This is a genomic window from Castellaniella denitrificans (assembly GCF_042653765.1).
GTDB classification, from domain to species: Bacteria; Pseudomonadota; Gammaproteobacteria; order Burkholderiales; family Burkholderiaceae_B; genus Castellaniella; species Castellaniella denitrificans.
The window spans coordinates 97,152-109,796 of sequence record NZ_JBHSEZ010000029.1 but is presented as its reverse complement, the minus strand read 5'-3'; the positions used below and the strand labels follow the sequence as shown (position 1 = coordinate 109,796).

Genomic DNA, 12,645 nt, shown 5'->3' with positions numbered 1-12,645 from the left:
CAGGGAAATTCACTAACATATTTACAATTTTTGGGAGCCGTCCATTCGTCATTCGATCCCTCGAAACCAGGAGACAAGCCATGACAGACACGACCCCCATGCTGGAACGCATCCAGTCCATCCTTCCCGAACTCGCCTCCCGCGCCGCCCAGTCCGAAAGCGAACGCAAGGTGCCCGCCGAAACGATCGCCCTGCTCAAGAGCACCGGCCTGCACCGCGCCTTCCAGCCCAAGGCCTACGGCGGACTCGAAATGCCGCTACCGGAATTCGGCCAGTGCGTCGCGGCCCTGGCGGGCGCCGATGCCGGCGCGACCTGGGCCTTCAGCCTGCTGTGCACGCACAGCCACCAGCTCGCCATGTTCTCCAGGCAGTTGCAAGATGAGCTCTGGGCCGAAAATCCCGACGCCACCGCCAGCAGCAGCATCGCCCCCTTCGGGCGCACCGAAGAGACCGACGGCGGCGTGCTGTTCAGCGGCGAAATGGGCTGGAGCAGCGGCTGCGACCATGCCGAATGGGCCATCGTCGGCTTCAACCGCACGAATGCCGCGGGTGAAAAGGTCTACAGCTTCGCGGTCGTCCCCCGCGAGGACTACGTCATCCGCGACGACTGGTACGCCATCGGCATGCGCGGCAGCGGCTCCAAGACGCTGATCTTCGACAAGGTCTTCGTCCCCGAACACCGCATCCAGGCCGCCAGGGACATGATGGAGGGCAAGTCCGCCGGCTTCGGCCTGTACCCCGACAGCAAGATCTTCTACACCCCGTACCGGCCCTATTTCGCCAGCGGCTTCTCGTCCATCAGCCTGGGGATCGCCGAGCGCATGCTCGAAGCCTTCAAGGAAAAGACCCGCAACCGCGTGCGCGCCTACACGGGCGCCAGCGTGGGCACGGCCACCCCGGCCCTGATGCGCCTGGCCGAATCCACCCACCAGGTGGCGGCCGCCCGCGCGCTGCTCGAAAAGACCTGGGAAGATCATCGCGAGCACGGCGAGGCCAGGCGCTATCCCTCCCCCGCGACGCTGACCGCGTGGCGCACCAACCAGGCCTACGTGGTCAAGCTGTGCGTCGAGGCCGTCGACCGCCTGTTCGGGGCCGCGGGCGCCGGCGCCTGGTTCGAGACCAACGAGATGCAGCGCCTGTTCCGCGACAGCCACATGACGGCCGCCCACGCCTATACCGACTACGACGTGTGCGCCCAGATCCTGGGGCGCCAGCTCATGGGCCTGGAACCCGACCCCGCGATGATCTGAGGAAGGCCGCCCATGAACGCCCCGCATCCCCCAGAACCGGCGGCCTTCGACCCGCGCATCCTTCGCAGGGCGCTGGGCAATTTCGCCACCGGCGTCATCGTCGCCACAGCCAGCGACGGCGAGGACAGGGTCGGCGTGACCGCCAACAGCTTCAGTTCGGTCTCGCTCGACCCGCCGCTGATCCTCTGGTGCATCGACAAGCGCTCGGGCAGCCTGCCGGTGTTCCGGCGCGCCTCTCATTTCGCCGTCAACATCCTGGCCATGGACCAGATCGAGCTGTCCAACCGCTTCGCCCGGCCGCACGAGGACCGCTACGCGGGCGTCCCCTGGCGCCCGGGCCTGGGCGGCTGCGTCCTGCTCGACGGCGCCAGCGCCAACTTCCAGTGCGAGAGAACCGGAATCCTCGAAGGCGGCGATCACTGGATTCTCGTCGGCCGGGTGCTGGCCTTCGAGGACAAGGGCACGGCGCCCCTGCTGTACCACCAGGGCTCGTATGCCATGGCGCTGCCCCACCCCCACCGGCGGCCGCCGCAGGACGCATCCGGCGGGGACGCCGCCAACGACCTGCGGGCCCGGCTGGCCGACCACCCCTATTTCCTGATGACCCAGGCGGTGCGCAGCTACCAGGAAAGCTACCAGCCCCGGCAGATCCAGACCGGATGGCGGCCCGGAGAGGCGCGCCTGCTCATGATCCTGAACGACGGTCCCGCTCGGGACATGACGGCGCTGACCCGCCAGGCCGACATGCCGCAGCACCAGGTCGAACAGACCCTGGACCTGCTGCGCAGCCGCGGCCTGGTCGAACGCACACCGGACGGCGAGGCGCTGACGGCGGACGGCGCCACGCAGGTCCGCGGCATCTGGGCGATGGCGCGCAGCCACGAGGAAAGGGTCTTCGCCCGATTCGAGCGGGCCCAGGTGGAAACCTTCAAGCAGGTCCTCAGAGGCATCATCGCCGCCCCGGCCTGAGCGCCGGCCGGGTGCCTGGGCTCAATCGGCGCCCGGCCGGCGCCGGTCGTCCAGGCCTGCGGCCCGGCGCTCGAGCGCGCCGGCCATGCGCGCCCGGTAGCCTCCCGGCGACTCGCCCGCCTGCCGCAGGAAGAAGCGGCCGAAATAGGCCGGATCGTCGAACCCCAGCTCATAGCCCACCTGGCCGACGGCCTGCCCGGTATAGAGCAGCAGGCGGCGCGCCTCCTGCATCAGGCGATCGTTGATCAACCGCTTGGGCGGCTTGCCGGTCATGCGGCGGCACACCTCGTTGAGCCGCTGCTCGCCGATGGACAGGTCGGCCGCATAGCGCGACAGCGTCCAGTGCTCGCGGAACCGGGCTTCCATCAGGGCGCTGAACCGCTGGAAGAGCTGCAATTCCTCGCGGCACGGCGGCGGCGACGCCAGCGCCTGGGAAGACAGCCGCAACAGGCTGACGAAGATCAGCCGCGCCAGCAGCGCCAGGCTCTGCGCCCGGCCGGGCTGCCGTCCGGCATGCTCCCGGCGCAGCAGCCCGAACAACTGGTCCATGCAGCGCGCCTCGGCGGCATATTCGCCTTCCAGTTCCCCGATCCGCAGACAGACGGGCGCGATCCGCGCGCCGCCCCCCGGCCAGGCCGCGTCGTCGTGCGGCACCGGCCAGAGCGACCGCGGCCTGGCGGTCAGGACATGGCCGTCGGCATCGTCGTCGGTCACGAACGCATGCAGGAACGCCGGCGGCGTCAGGAACACCATCGGGCCCGGCAGGCGATAGAGGCGGTCCTCCAGCTGCACGCGCACCATGCCGTTCAGAACGTAATGGACCTGGAAGAACTGGTCGTGCCGATGCATCGCCATGCTGCGCCCGAGCTGGCTGGCCAGGGTGCCGAGCGCCTCGTAGTGCAGGTCGGCATCCGCATGATCGGGTCCCGCGATATGGCTCAGGTCGAGATTGGGAATGCCCTGCCGCGACATGCCGTTTCCCAGCGAGTTGTCCAGACGCTCATTCTACGCCGGGCGCCCGGGCCTCCCGCGCCTGCGCCCGCAGGCTAAAATCCCCGCATGACCTCGCCCGACCCCGCCTTCTACCATCCCGCTCCCCGCTCCCAGCAGTTCTGCTCGCAGTGCGGCCACGCGCTCAGCCGGGAAATCCCGCCGGACGACAATCGCATCCGCGACCTGTGCACCCACTGCGGCGCGGTCCACTACCAGAACCCGCGCAATGTGGTCGGCGTGGTGCCGATCCTGGACGACCGGGTGCTGCTGTGCCGCCGCGCCATCGAGCCGCGCCACGGCAAATGGACGCTGCCCGCGGGCTTCATGGAACTGGGCGAGACCACCGAGCAGGGCGCCGCGCGCGAGAACCAGGAAGAATCCGGCGCGCGCATCCGCATCCGGTCCCTGCTCACGGTGATCGACGTGCCCTCGGTCAACCAGGTCCACCTGTACTATCTGGCCGACGTCCTGGGCCCGCACCTGGCGCCGGGCCCCGAAACCCTGGAAGCCGCCTTCTTCGGCCTGGACGAGATTCCCTGGCGCGACCTGGCCTTCCGCACCGTCAGCACGACGCTGGAACACTACCTGCGGGACCGCGCCCGGGGCGAATTCCCCACCCATCACTACGCCATCGATCTGCGGTTCCCGGACTAGGGCCGTTTACACGCATCGAGGAGCCGCGACGCCGCCATGACGATCGCCTGGGTCGAAGACCGCGATCCCCTGCCCGACCCGGCCCGCGCGCCGGTCCCCGCCAGCGGCCTGGCGGCGGCGGGGCTGGACCTGTCGCCCGCCCGGCTGCGCGAGGCCTACCGCAAGGGCCTGTTCCCCTGGTACGGTCCCGGCGAACCGGTGCTGTGGTGGAGCCCCGACCCGCGCATGGTGCTGCGCTGCGAGGATTTCCGCGTCAGCCGCTCGCTGGCCAAGCGCGTCCGGCAGTTCGACCGGCCCGCCGGCGACGGGCCGGAGCCCGCCCTGCGCGTCACCCTGAACCTGGCCTTCCCCGACGTGATCGCCCGCTGCGCGCGGCGCGGCGCCCCGCGCATCGGCCTGGGCGCCGCCCGCGCCGGCCGGGACTGGGCCGAACCCGGCGCGGCGCAGGGCCGGGACGGCACCTGGATCACGCCGGACATCATGGCCGTCTACACCGCCTGGCACCGCATGGGATACGCCCACAGCGTAGAGACGTGGATCGGCGGCCGGCTGGCGGGCGGACTGTACGGCGTCGGGCTGGGACAGTGCTTCTTCGGCGAATCCATGTTCAGCCTGGCCGCCGACGCCAGCAAGGTCGCCCTGGCCTACCTGGTGCGCCACCTGCGGGCCCGGAGGACGCCCTGGATCGATTGCCAGCAGGAAACGCCCCACCTGGCCAGCCTGGGCGCGCGGCCCGTGGCCCGCGCGCGGTTCCTGGAGATGCTGGCGGCCGGCCGCGACGCTCCGGTCCCGGCCTGGGGGTGCGGACGCCTGCGGGCCGACGGCGGCCTGGAACCGCCGCCCGAGGTCCGGCCGGCGCGCTGAACGCGGCGGCTGGCGCTGGCCTTCCCGCGCCGCCGGTGCCACAATGAATCGGTCGCCACTCTGGGGACTCCCCGATCCAGGGGATCCCGGGCCCGGTTCATGAGCAATCCCAGCGAATCCGTCTTCCGCCGCCTGCAGTTCTACACCACCGCCACCTATCCGTGCAGCTACCTGCCCGGCCGCATGGCGCGCTCGGAAGTCGCCGCCCCCACCCACCTGGTGGACGAATCCGCCTACGCCCGCCTGATCGAACAGGGCTTCCGCCGCAGCGGCCTGTTCACCTACCGGCCCGCCTGCGAGCAATGCCAGGCCTGCATTCCCATCCGCGTCGACGTCCGTCGCTTCCGGCGCGACCGCACGCAGGGCAAGCTCTGGCGCCGCCTGCAGCCCGTCCTGTCGGCGCGTCTGGCGCCGCTGCATTGGGACGCCCGGCATTTCGACCTGTACCTGCGCTACCAAAAGCAACGCCACCCCGGCGCCGGCATGGACCAGGACGACCAGGCCCAGTACACCCAGTTCCTGCTGACCAGCCGGGTCCATTCCGAGATGGCCGAGTTCCGCGACGCCGGCGGCATCCTGCGCATGGTGGCCATCATGGACCGCATCGACCATGGCCTGTCGGCCGTCTACACCTTCTACGACCCCGACTGGCACGGCAGCCTGGGCACCTACGGCATCCTCTGGCAGCTGGACTACGCCGCCCGCCTGGGCCTGCCCTGGCTCTACCTGGGCTACTGGATCGGGGAAAGCCGTAAAATGGCCTACAAATCGCGCTTCCGGCCGCATCAGATCCTGCGCGGCGGCGCCTGGGCCGAGCCGCCGCCGGACGGCGACTGAGCCCGGGCCGGCGCACCGCTCCCGTTCAACCGATCCGTTCCCGTCCCATGTCCCTGCTGTTCCAAGCCTATCCGCTGGCGCGCGCCGCCCTGTTTTCCATGGACCCCGAACAGGCCCACGAATGGACGCTGCGCGCGCTGCGGCACGGCCAGGGCTGCGGCACCGCCGCACGGCTGCTGGCCGCGCGCCAGCCGATCCTGCCGCGCACCGTCATGGGCCTGCCGCTGCGCAACCCCGTCGGCTTGGCGGCGGGCCTGGACAAGAACGGCGCCTGCATCGACGGCCTGGCCGCCCTGGGCTTCGGCTTCATCGAGGTCGGCACCGTCACCCCGCGCGCCCAGCCCGGCAACCCGAAACCGCGCATGTTCCGCCTGCCGCGCGCGCGCTGCCTGATCAACCGCATGGGCTTCAACAACGACGGCCTGGACACCTTCGTCGCCAACGTCCAGCGCAGCCAGTGGCGCCGGCACGGCGGCATCCTGGGGCTGAACATCGGCAAGAACGCCGACACGCCGATCGAGCGCGCCGTGGACGACTACCTGCTGTGCCTGGACGGCGTGTATCCCCACGCGGACTACGTCACGGTCAACATCTCCTCGCCCAACACGCGCAACCTGCGCAGCCTGCAGAGCCACGACGCCCTCGACGCGCTGCTGGGCGCCCTGAAGGAACGCCGCGAGGCCCTGGCCGACCGCCATGGGCGGCGCACGCCGCTGGCGGTCAAGATCGCGCCCGACCTGGAAACCGGGGAAATCGACGCCGTCGCCGAACTGGCCCAGCGCCACGGCATCGACGGCATCATCGCCACCAACACCACCCTGTCGCGCGAGGCCGTGCGCGGCCTGCCCCACGAGGACGAGGCGGGCGGCCTGTCCGGCCCGCCCGTGCACGCCCTGTCGCTGGCCGTGATCCGCCGCCTGCGCGAACGCCTGGGCCGGGAGACCGCGATCATCGGCGTGGGCGGCATCGAATCCGGCCGCCAGGCCGTGGAAAAGGTCCAGGCCGGCGCCGACGCGGTGCAGCTCTACACCGGGCTGATCTACCGGGGTCCGGCGCTGATCGCCGAATGCGTGCGGGCGCTGGAGACGGCCTGACGACCGCGTCCGGGCGAGCCGTCGCGCGCCGGCGGAAGGCGCGGCCGGAACCAGTTCACAGGGCGGTCAGGATCGCGGCGCCCAGCACGTTCGCCAGGCCGATCAGCACCATCACCAGCCCCGCCACGGAACCCTCCTCGCGCCCCAGCTCATAGGCCTTGGCGGTGCCGGCCCCATGCGCGCCCACGCCCAGCAGCGCACCGCGCGCCAGCGAGGAACGGACCGGCAGCCAGGCCAGCAGGAACTGCCCGACGATCGCGCCCAGCACCCCCGTCAGCACGACGAACACGGCCGTCAGGTCCGGAATGCCGCCGATGTCGCCGGACACCTCCATGGCGAACGGCGTGCTGATCGAGCGCGGCAGCAGGCTCAGCCGCAGGGCGCCGTCCAGGCCCAGCCACGTCGCCAGCCCCCAGCCCGTGGCCAGGGCCGTGGCGCTGCCGACCAGCACGCCCGCCGCCAGCACGGGCCAATACCGGCGCACCAGGCCGCGCTGTTCGTAGATCGGCACGGCGAACGCCACCGTGGCCGGCCCGAGGAGCGCCACCAGCCATCCGGCGCCCTGGAAGTACTGCCGGTAGCTGACGTGCGCCGCCAGCACCAGGGCGACCAGCATCGCCGGCGCCAGGGCCAGCGGCATGAGCCACCACCTGGCGTAGCGGGCGTAGAGCCGCTTCGCCAGCAGATAGAAGCCGACCGTCGGCGCCGACCAGAGCAGCACGTCGGCGGACAGAGCCGCCGCGCCCATCGTCGAACCCGGCATGGCGTCAGCACCCCTTCGCGGCGGCCGGCGGTTCTCCCGTCCGCGCGCGCCTGAGCATCCAGGCATGGCAGGCATCCACGGTCAGGGCCGTCGCCGCCATCACGGCCACCGTGCCCACCAGGATCACGGCCAGAATCTTGAGCCCCAGCACGCCGAGGAATTCGCCATGCTCGACCACCGCCGGCACCGCCGGCACGAAGAACAGCAGCATGTCGGCCAGCAGGCACTGCGCCCCGCGCCGCGCACTGAACGGGCTGACCCATCCGGCCGCCATCGAGGCCAGCAGGAGCGCCAGCCCGACGATGCCGCCGGGAACGGGCAGATGGGCCAGCCGGACGAGCGCCTCGCCGGCCAGCCAGAAGCCCATGATCAGACCGATCTGGGCGGACCGCATTCGGTGCAGGCCGCGCCGCGACAGGACGGGAATCGCACGCAGCTTCATGATTGAATCTCCATGCGGGGAGTGTAGAATCGCCCTTATATATTCTTCAAATGAATTATTTGAATTTTTTCCATTCCATACAAGCATGGACCTGCGCACTCTCAGGGCTTTCGTCGAAGTCGTGCGGCAAGGCGGCTTCTCGCAGGCCGCCAAGGCGATCTTCGTCACGCAGCCGACGGTCAGCAAGGCCATCCGGCAGCTCGAGGACGAACTCGGGATTCCGTTGCTGGACCGCAACGGCCATCGCAGCGCCCCCAGCACCGCCGGCGAGGTGGTCTACCGCCACGCGACCCGGATGCTGGCCCTGCGAGACGAACTCCTGGCCGAACTGCAGGATCTCGCGGGCCTGCGGCGCGGCACGCTGAGGATCGGCCTGCCGCTGATCGGCTCCAGCATGCTGTTCGCCCCCCTGTTCGCGACCTACCGGCATCGCTACCCCGGCATCGACATCCGCCTGACCGAGCACGGCAGCCTGCAGCTGGAGGACATCCTGCGGGCGGGCGACATCGAACTGGGCGCCTCGCTGCTGCCCGTGTCGGACGAGTTCGAATGGCAGGCCGTGCGCAGCGAACCGCTGGTCGTGCTGATGCCGGCCAGTCACGCCCTCGCCCGCCGCAAGGCCGTCCGGCTCGACGATCTGCGCGCCGAACCCCTGGTGCTGCTGGAAAGCGGCTTCGCCCTGAACCGCATCATCCTCCAGGGCTGCGCCCGGCATGGATTCGAGCCGAAAGTCGCGGCGCGCAGCGGCCAGATGGACTTCATGATCGCCCTGGTCGCCGCCGGCCTGGGGCTGGCCTTCCTGCCCCGCATGATCCTGGAGGAACGCCCGCAGGCCGGGCTCGCGCACGTCCTGCTGGACGAGCCGGACATCCGCTGGGACCTGGCCACGGTATGGCGCCGGGACGCCTACCTGTCCCTGGCGGCGCGGGCCTGGCTGGATCTCGTGCGCGAGACGCACGCGGGCCGGAACGCGCCCGTGCCACGGTCGTAACGACGCGGTCCCGGGCGGGCGTCTTCCGGAACGAACGAGCACGGACGCTGAAAAACACCTGGATCAGCGATGCTCCATGCGGGGCACGCCCCAGGGATTGGCGGCCTGCAAGGGTTCGGGCAGGAATGCGTCGGGAATGTCCTGGTATGCCACCGGCCGCAGAAAACGCTGGATGGCAGCCGTCCCCACCGAAGTGCTGCGCGGATCGGAAGTGGCCGGAAACGGACCGCCATGCACCATGGCGTGGCAGACCTCGACCCCGGTCGGAAATCCATTGGCCAGGATGCGGCCGGCCTTCAGTTCCAGCACCGGCAGCAGTGCCCTGATCAGATGCTCGTCCTGCCCGGCCTCCAGATGCAGCGTGGCGGTCAGCTGCCCCTCTACGGACCGGGCGACCTCCAGCATCTGGGCTTCATCCTCGCAACGCAGCACCAGCGCGCATGAACCAAAGACCTCCTGGCCCAGGCCCTCGGGATTCTGCAGGAAGGCCTGGGCGGTGGCCTCCAGCAGCACCGCCTGGCATTGGTTCGGCGCCTGCGGCTCCCCGCCCCGGGCGCGCACCGTGACTCCAGGCTGCTGCGAGAGCTTTTGCACACCGGCCTGGTAGGCCTGGTGGATCGGTGGCGTCAGCATCGTGCCCGGCTCGCTGGCGCCGATCCGCTGACCGGCTGTCTCGATGAAGGCATCCAGTTCGGGACCGTCCAGGCCCACCAGCAAGCCGGGGCACGTGCACAGCTGACCCGCGCTGCCCAGCAGCGAAACCGCGAACCCCTCGGCCACGGACCGGGCCCGTGCCTTCAGGGCGCCAGGCAGCAGATAGACGGGATTGATGCTGCTCATCTCCGCATAGACCGGAATGGGCTCCGGGCGCCGGGCGGCGGCCTGCATGAGCGCCACGCCTCCCGTACGCGAGCCGGTGAAACCGACGGCCTTGATCGCCGGATGCTCGACCAGGGCGAGGCCGATGCGGTGATCGGCGCCGAACAGCAGAGAGAACACGCCTTCGTGCAGTCCCTGTGCCTGCACGGCGGCCCGGATGGCACGGCCCACGAGTTCCGACGTGCCCGGATGCGCGGGGTGTCCTTTCACGACCACCGGCGCTCCCGCGGCCAGGGCCGATGCCGTATCCCCGCCCGCCACGGAAAAAGCCAGGGGAAAATTGCTGGCGCCGAAAACGGCCACCGGACCGACCGGAAGATAGCGCATGCGGATGTCGGCCCGCGGCATCGGCTGGCGCTCGGGCTGCGCATGGTCGATCCGCACGCCATGCCAGTCGCCTGCCTCGACGGCCGCCGCGAACAGCTCCAGCTGCTTGACCGTGCGGCCACGCTCGCCCTCCAGGCGAGCGCGCGGCAGACCGCTCTCGGCCATCGCACGCTCGATCAGGACATCGCCCAGAGCCATGATCCGGGCGCCGATTTCGCGCAGGAACGCCGCCCGCCGCCGCGGAGTCTCGGTCCGATAGCTCGCAAAAGCCTCTTCGGCCAGGCGCGCGGCCCGCTCGACATGCGCCTGCCCGCCTCCGGCGTAGGCCGGTTCGAGCGGTTCGCCCGTGGCCGGATCCACCGCCCTGAAGGCAGGCTCCGAGCCCGTGACGTCTTCATTGCCAATCAGCATCGTACCGATGACCCGCATTGGATATTCCCCTGGTGATGAACATGAAAAATCAATGGGCCAGCGACTGTTCGCGCACCGCCCGGATGAACAAATCGGCCGCCGCGGTCGGCATCCCCCCCTTGCGGGTGACGATGCCGAACGTATCGGCGGGAATACTCAGCGCGACCGGCAGGATTTTCAGCAGCCCGGCCTGGGCGAACATGCGCGCCACGTCCGTCGGCAGAAGCGCCACGATGTCGACGCTTTTCTGCAGGATCGCAATGGTGGTGAAAGTGGAGCCCGTCTCGATGGCATTGACCGGAGAAGGCAGGCCGGCCATGTCCAGGGCCTTTTCCAGCAGAACGCGCAAGGGCATTTTTTTCGGGTAGACCACCCAGCGATAATCCCGCAACGACTCGAACGGCATGTCACCCGCCACCTCCGGATGGCCACCGCCGGTCACGACCGAGATAGGCTCCTCGCTGATCGGAAAATAATTGTATTCATAAGGTTCCGGACTGACGCTGGAACGACCTATCACCAGGTCGAGCTGGCCGCCATCCAGCAAATCCAGCAGATTCCGGCTGGTGCCTTCGATGATTTCAATGGACAGATTGGGGTGCGCCACACGCAGCCAATTCAACGCCGATATCAGGATGCCGGGGATGGCGCCCATGATCGTTCCGATCGCGAGACGGCCGCCGGTGCCTGACTGGATATCGGATATTTCATGGCAGAAATTATTCAATTCCGCGGTAATGATCTTTGCATAACGGATCGCGCAATGTCCCATGGCATTGGGCACCAGGCCGACTTTGGTGCGCTCGAACAATGTCGTTTCCAGCATCCCTTCGATTTCCTGCAATGCCTTGCTCGCCGCCGATTGCGTCAAGAACATGGCGCCCGCCGCCTTATGCAGCGATTTATGCTCGCTTAGCGCGATCAGCAACTGCAACTGCTTCATTCGCAGTTTACCAATCACCATCTTCATTGTCTGGTCCGCAGCATTCATAATATTCATCACCACATGCGAAATATTCAATCACGATAAAAATCCGGCGTGCCTACAATCCCTGCGTGAAAATCAATCCGGAGAAGGGAAAATGCGCCTGATTCAATTCATCGACGCCGCGGGACGGCGCCGGGTCGGCACGCTGAGCGAAGATGGCCAGCAAATCAACGCCATCCAGGGCGTCTCGACCACCTACGCACTGGCCATGGCCGCCATCGAGGCCAGGCATACGCTGGCCGAAGAAATCTCCCGGCGCGGCACGGCCCTCATACGGGAATCCTACACGAGCTTGCTGGCCGGGCTGCGGATCATGGTCCCCCTGGACCACGAGAACCCCGCTCACTGCCTCGTGACCGGCACTGGCCTGACCCATCTGGGCAGCGCCGCCACCCGCGACAAGATGCACCTGGACCAGTCCAGCATGGAGACCATGACCGACTCCATGCGCATGTTCCGCTGGGGACTGGACGGCGGCCAGCCCGCGCCGGGCACGGCTGGCGCGCAACCCGAATGGTTCTACAAGGGTGATGGCGGCATCCTGGTGGCGCCCGGCCACCCCATTCCCTACCCGGACTTTTCGGAAGACGCCGGCGAAGAACCCGAAATCGTCGGACTGTACGTGATCGGCCACGATGGCCGCCCCCACCGTCTCGGGTTTGCCATCGGCAACGAGTTTTCCGATCACGTCATGGAGCGCAAGAACTATCTATACCTGGCACACTCCAAGCTGCGATTCTGCTCTTTCGGCCCGGAATTACTCGTCGGAAAAATGCCGGCCGATATCCAGGGCACCAGCCGGATAATCCGCGATGGCAAGCCGATCTGGGAAAAACCATTCCTTTCCGGTGAAAACAATATGAGCCATACGCTGGAAAACCTGGAATACCATCATTTCAAATACACGCAATTCCTGCGTCCGGGAAGCGTGCACGTCCATTTCTTCGGCACCGCCACCTTGTCGTTCGCCGACGGCATCCGGACTCAGCCGGGGGACGAATTTGAAATCCATGCGCCGAAGTTCGGCGCACCGCTGCGCAACCCGATCCATCCGGCGCCCACGCCCTATGCTCCGGGAGAAACCATCCAGCTTTGACCCGCCCGGACAGGGTTTCGATCGCGGCCGATAATCATGGTTTTCCCTAGGTATTGCCGGACGCGCATTCCGGGCACCCACGTATTT

Annotated in this window: 13 protein-coding genes; 8 read left to right on the top strand and 5 right to left on the bottom strand. The window is 68.5% G+C overall.

Annotated features, from left to right (window positions below; all coding sequences use genetic code 11):
- Positions 1-80: 80 nt before the first annotated feature.
- Together ACFO27_RS15530 and ACFO27_RS15525 are read left to right on the top strand one after the other, a co-directional pair.
- Positions 81-1,250 carry a p-hydroxyphenylacetate 3-hydroxylase oxygenase component gene (locus ACFO27_RS15530; RefSeq protein ID WP_376818154.1) on the top strand — a complete coding sequence of 390 codons (1,170 nt, stop codon included), beginning with the start codon at positions 81-83 and terminating at the stop codon, positions 1,248-1,250.
- 12 nt (positions 1,251-1,262) lie between these two features.
- Positions 1,263-2,219, top strand: a complete 957-nt coding sequence (locus tag ACFO27_RS15525; protein WP_376818153.1) for a p-hydroxyphenylacetate 3-hydroxylase reductase component — start codon at positions 1,263-1,265, stop codon at positions 2,217-2,219.
- A 21-nt stretch (positions 2,220-2,240) separates the two neighbouring features.
- Here the strand turns inward: ACFO27_RS15525 and hpaA are convergent, their stop codons facing one another.
- Positions 2,241-3,191, bottom strand: a complete 951-nt coding sequence (gene hpaA, locus ACFO27_RS15520; protein ID WP_376818152.1) for a 4-hydroxyphenylacetate catabolism regulatory protein HpaA — start codon at positions 3,189-3,191, stop codon at positions 2,241-2,243.
- An 87-nt stretch (positions 3,192-3,278) separates the two neighbouring features.
- Here hpaA and ACFO27_RS15515 point away from each other — a divergent pair, with 87 nt between their 5' ends.
- The 4 genes from ACFO27_RS15515 (at position 3,279) to ACFO27_RS15500 (ending at position 6,661) form a co-directional block, all read left to right on the top strand.
- The gene (locus ACFO27_RS15515; RefSeq protein WP_376818151.1) at positions 3,279-3,866 is read left to right on the top strand and encodes an NUDIX hydrolase; all 588 of its coding nucleotides are present in this window, start codon (positions 3,279-3,281) and stop codon (positions 3,864-3,866) included.
- Between the two features lie 36 nt (positions 3,867-3,902).
- Positions 3,903-4,730 carry a leucyl/phenylalanyl-tRNA--protein transferase gene (aat, locus tag ACFO27_RS15510; RefSeq protein WP_376818150.1) on the top strand — a complete coding sequence of 276 codons (828 nt, stop codon included), beginning with the start codon at positions 3,903-3,905 and terminating at the stop codon, positions 4,728-4,730.
- A gap of 99 nt (positions 4,731-4,829) precedes the next feature.
- Positions 4,830-5,567 (top strand): arginyltransferase, encoded by a 738-nt coding sequence (locus tag ACFO27_RS15505; RefSeq protein ID WP_376818149.1) that lies wholly within the window; start codon positions 4,830-4,832, stop codon positions 5,565-5,567.
- Positions 5,568-5,614: 47 nt separating this feature from the next.
- Positions 5,615-6,661 carry a quinone-dependent dihydroorotate dehydrogenase gene (locus tag ACFO27_RS15500; RefSeq protein ID WP_376818148.1) on the top strand — a complete coding sequence of 349 codons (1,047 nt, stop codon included), beginning with the start codon at positions 5,615-5,617 and terminating at the stop codon, positions 6,659-6,661.
- A gap of 55 nt (positions 6,662-6,716) precedes the next feature.
- Here ACFO27_RS15500 and ACFO27_RS15495 read toward each other — a convergent pair whose 3' ends face one another.
- Together ACFO27_RS15495 and ACFO27_RS15490 are read right to left on the bottom strand one after the other, a co-directional pair.
- A complete protein-coding gene (locus ACFO27_RS15495; RefSeq protein ID WP_376818147.1) occupies positions 6,717-7,424 on the bottom strand; it encodes an LrgB family protein in 708 nt (235 codons plus the stop codon).
- A gap of 4 nt (positions 7,425-7,428) precedes the next feature.
- Positions 7,429-7,866 carry a CidA/LrgA family protein gene (locus tag ACFO27_RS15490; RefSeq protein ID WP_276809620.1) on the bottom strand — a complete coding sequence of 146 codons (438 nt, stop codon included), beginning with the start codon at positions 7,864-7,866 and terminating at the stop codon, positions 7,429-7,431.
- An 85-nt stretch (positions 7,867-7,951) separates the two neighbouring features.
- Here ACFO27_RS15490 and ACFO27_RS15485 point away from each other — a divergent pair, with 85 nt between their 5' ends.
- Positions 7,952-8,857 carry a LysR family transcriptional regulator gene (locus tag ACFO27_RS15485; RefSeq protein ID WP_276809621.1) on the top strand — a complete coding sequence of 302 codons (906 nt, stop codon included), beginning with the start codon at positions 7,952-7,954 and terminating at the stop codon, positions 8,855-8,857.
- A 63-nt stretch (positions 8,858-8,920) separates the two neighbouring features.
- On the opposite strand, the gene ACFO27_RS15480 is transcribed toward ACFO27_RS15485, so the two are convergent.
- Both ACFO27_RS15480 and ACFO27_RS15475 read right to left on the bottom strand, forming a co-directional pair.
- Complete coding sequence (locus ACFO27_RS15480; protein ID WP_376818146.1) at positions 8,921-10,492, bottom strand: aldehyde dehydrogenase (NADP(+)); 1,572 nt, start codon at positions 10,490-10,492, stop codon at positions 8,921-8,923.
- 31 nt (positions 10,493-10,523) lie between these two features.
- Complete coding sequence (locus tag ACFO27_RS15475) at positions 10,524-11,495, bottom strand: LysR family transcriptional regulator (protein ID WP_276809626.1); 972 nt, start codon at positions 11,493-11,495, stop codon at positions 10,524-10,526.
- 61 nt (positions 11,496-11,556) lie between these two features.
- On the opposite strand from ACFO27_RS15475, the gene araD1 reads away from it, so the two are divergent.
- Complete coding sequence (gene araD1 / locus ACFO27_RS15470; protein ID WP_376818145.1) at positions 11,557-12,558, top strand: AraD1 family protein; 1,002 nt, start codon at positions 11,557-11,559, stop codon at positions 12,556-12,558.
- Positions 12,559-12,645 lie beyond the last annotated feature (87 nt).

What these genes read in the sequence shown, in the direction of transcription:
- ACFO27_RS15530 (WP_376818154.1), top strand. Translation starts at nt 81, where the DNA reads ATGACAGACACGACCCCCATGCTGGAACGCATCCAGTCCATCCTTCCC.
- ACFO27_RS15525 (WP_376818153.1), top strand. Translation starts at nt 1,263, where the DNA reads ATGAACGCCCCGCATCCCCCAGAACCGGCGGCCTTCGACCCGCGCATC.
- hpaA (WP_376818152.1), bottom strand. Translation starts at nt 3,191, where the DNA reads ATGTCGCGGCAGGGCATTCCCAATCTCGACCTGAGCCATATCGCGGGA.
- ACFO27_RS15515 (WP_376818151.1), top strand. Translation starts at nt 3,279, where the DNA reads ATGACCTCGCCCGACCCCGCCTTCTACCATCCCGCTCCCCGCTCCCAG.
- aat (WP_376818150.1), top strand. Translation starts at nt 3,903, where the DNA reads ATGACGATCGCCTGGGTCGAAGACCGCGATCCCCTGCCCGACCCGGCC.
- ACFO27_RS15505 (WP_376818149.1), top strand. Translation starts at nt 4,830, where the DNA reads ATGAGCAATCCCAGCGAATCCGTCTTCCGCCGCCTGCAGTTCTACACC.
- ACFO27_RS15500 (WP_376818148.1), top strand. Translation starts at nt 5,615, where the DNA reads ATGTCCCTGCTGTTCCAAGCCTATCCGCTGGCGCGCGCCGCCCTGTTT.
- ACFO27_RS15495 (WP_376818147.1), bottom strand. Translation starts at nt 7,424, where the DNA reads ATGCCGGGTTCGACGATGGGCGCGGCGGCTCTGTCCGCCGACGTGCTG.
- ACFO27_RS15490 (WP_276809620.1), bottom strand. Translation starts at nt 7,866, where the DNA reads ATGAAGCTGCGTGCGATTCCCGTCCTGTCGCGGCGCGGCCTGCACCGA.
- ACFO27_RS15485 (WP_276809621.1), top strand. Translation starts at nt 7,952, where the DNA reads ATGGACCTGCGCACTCTCAGGGCTTTCGTCGAAGTCGTGCGGCAAGGC.
- ACFO27_RS15480 (WP_376818146.1), bottom strand. Translation starts at nt 10,492, where the DNA reads ATGCGGGTCATCGGTACGATGCTGATTGGCAATGAAGACGTCACGGGC.
- araD1 (WP_376818145.1), top strand. Translation starts at nt 11,557, where the DNA reads ATGCGCCTGATTCAATTCATCGACGCCGCGGGACGGCGCCGGGTCGGC.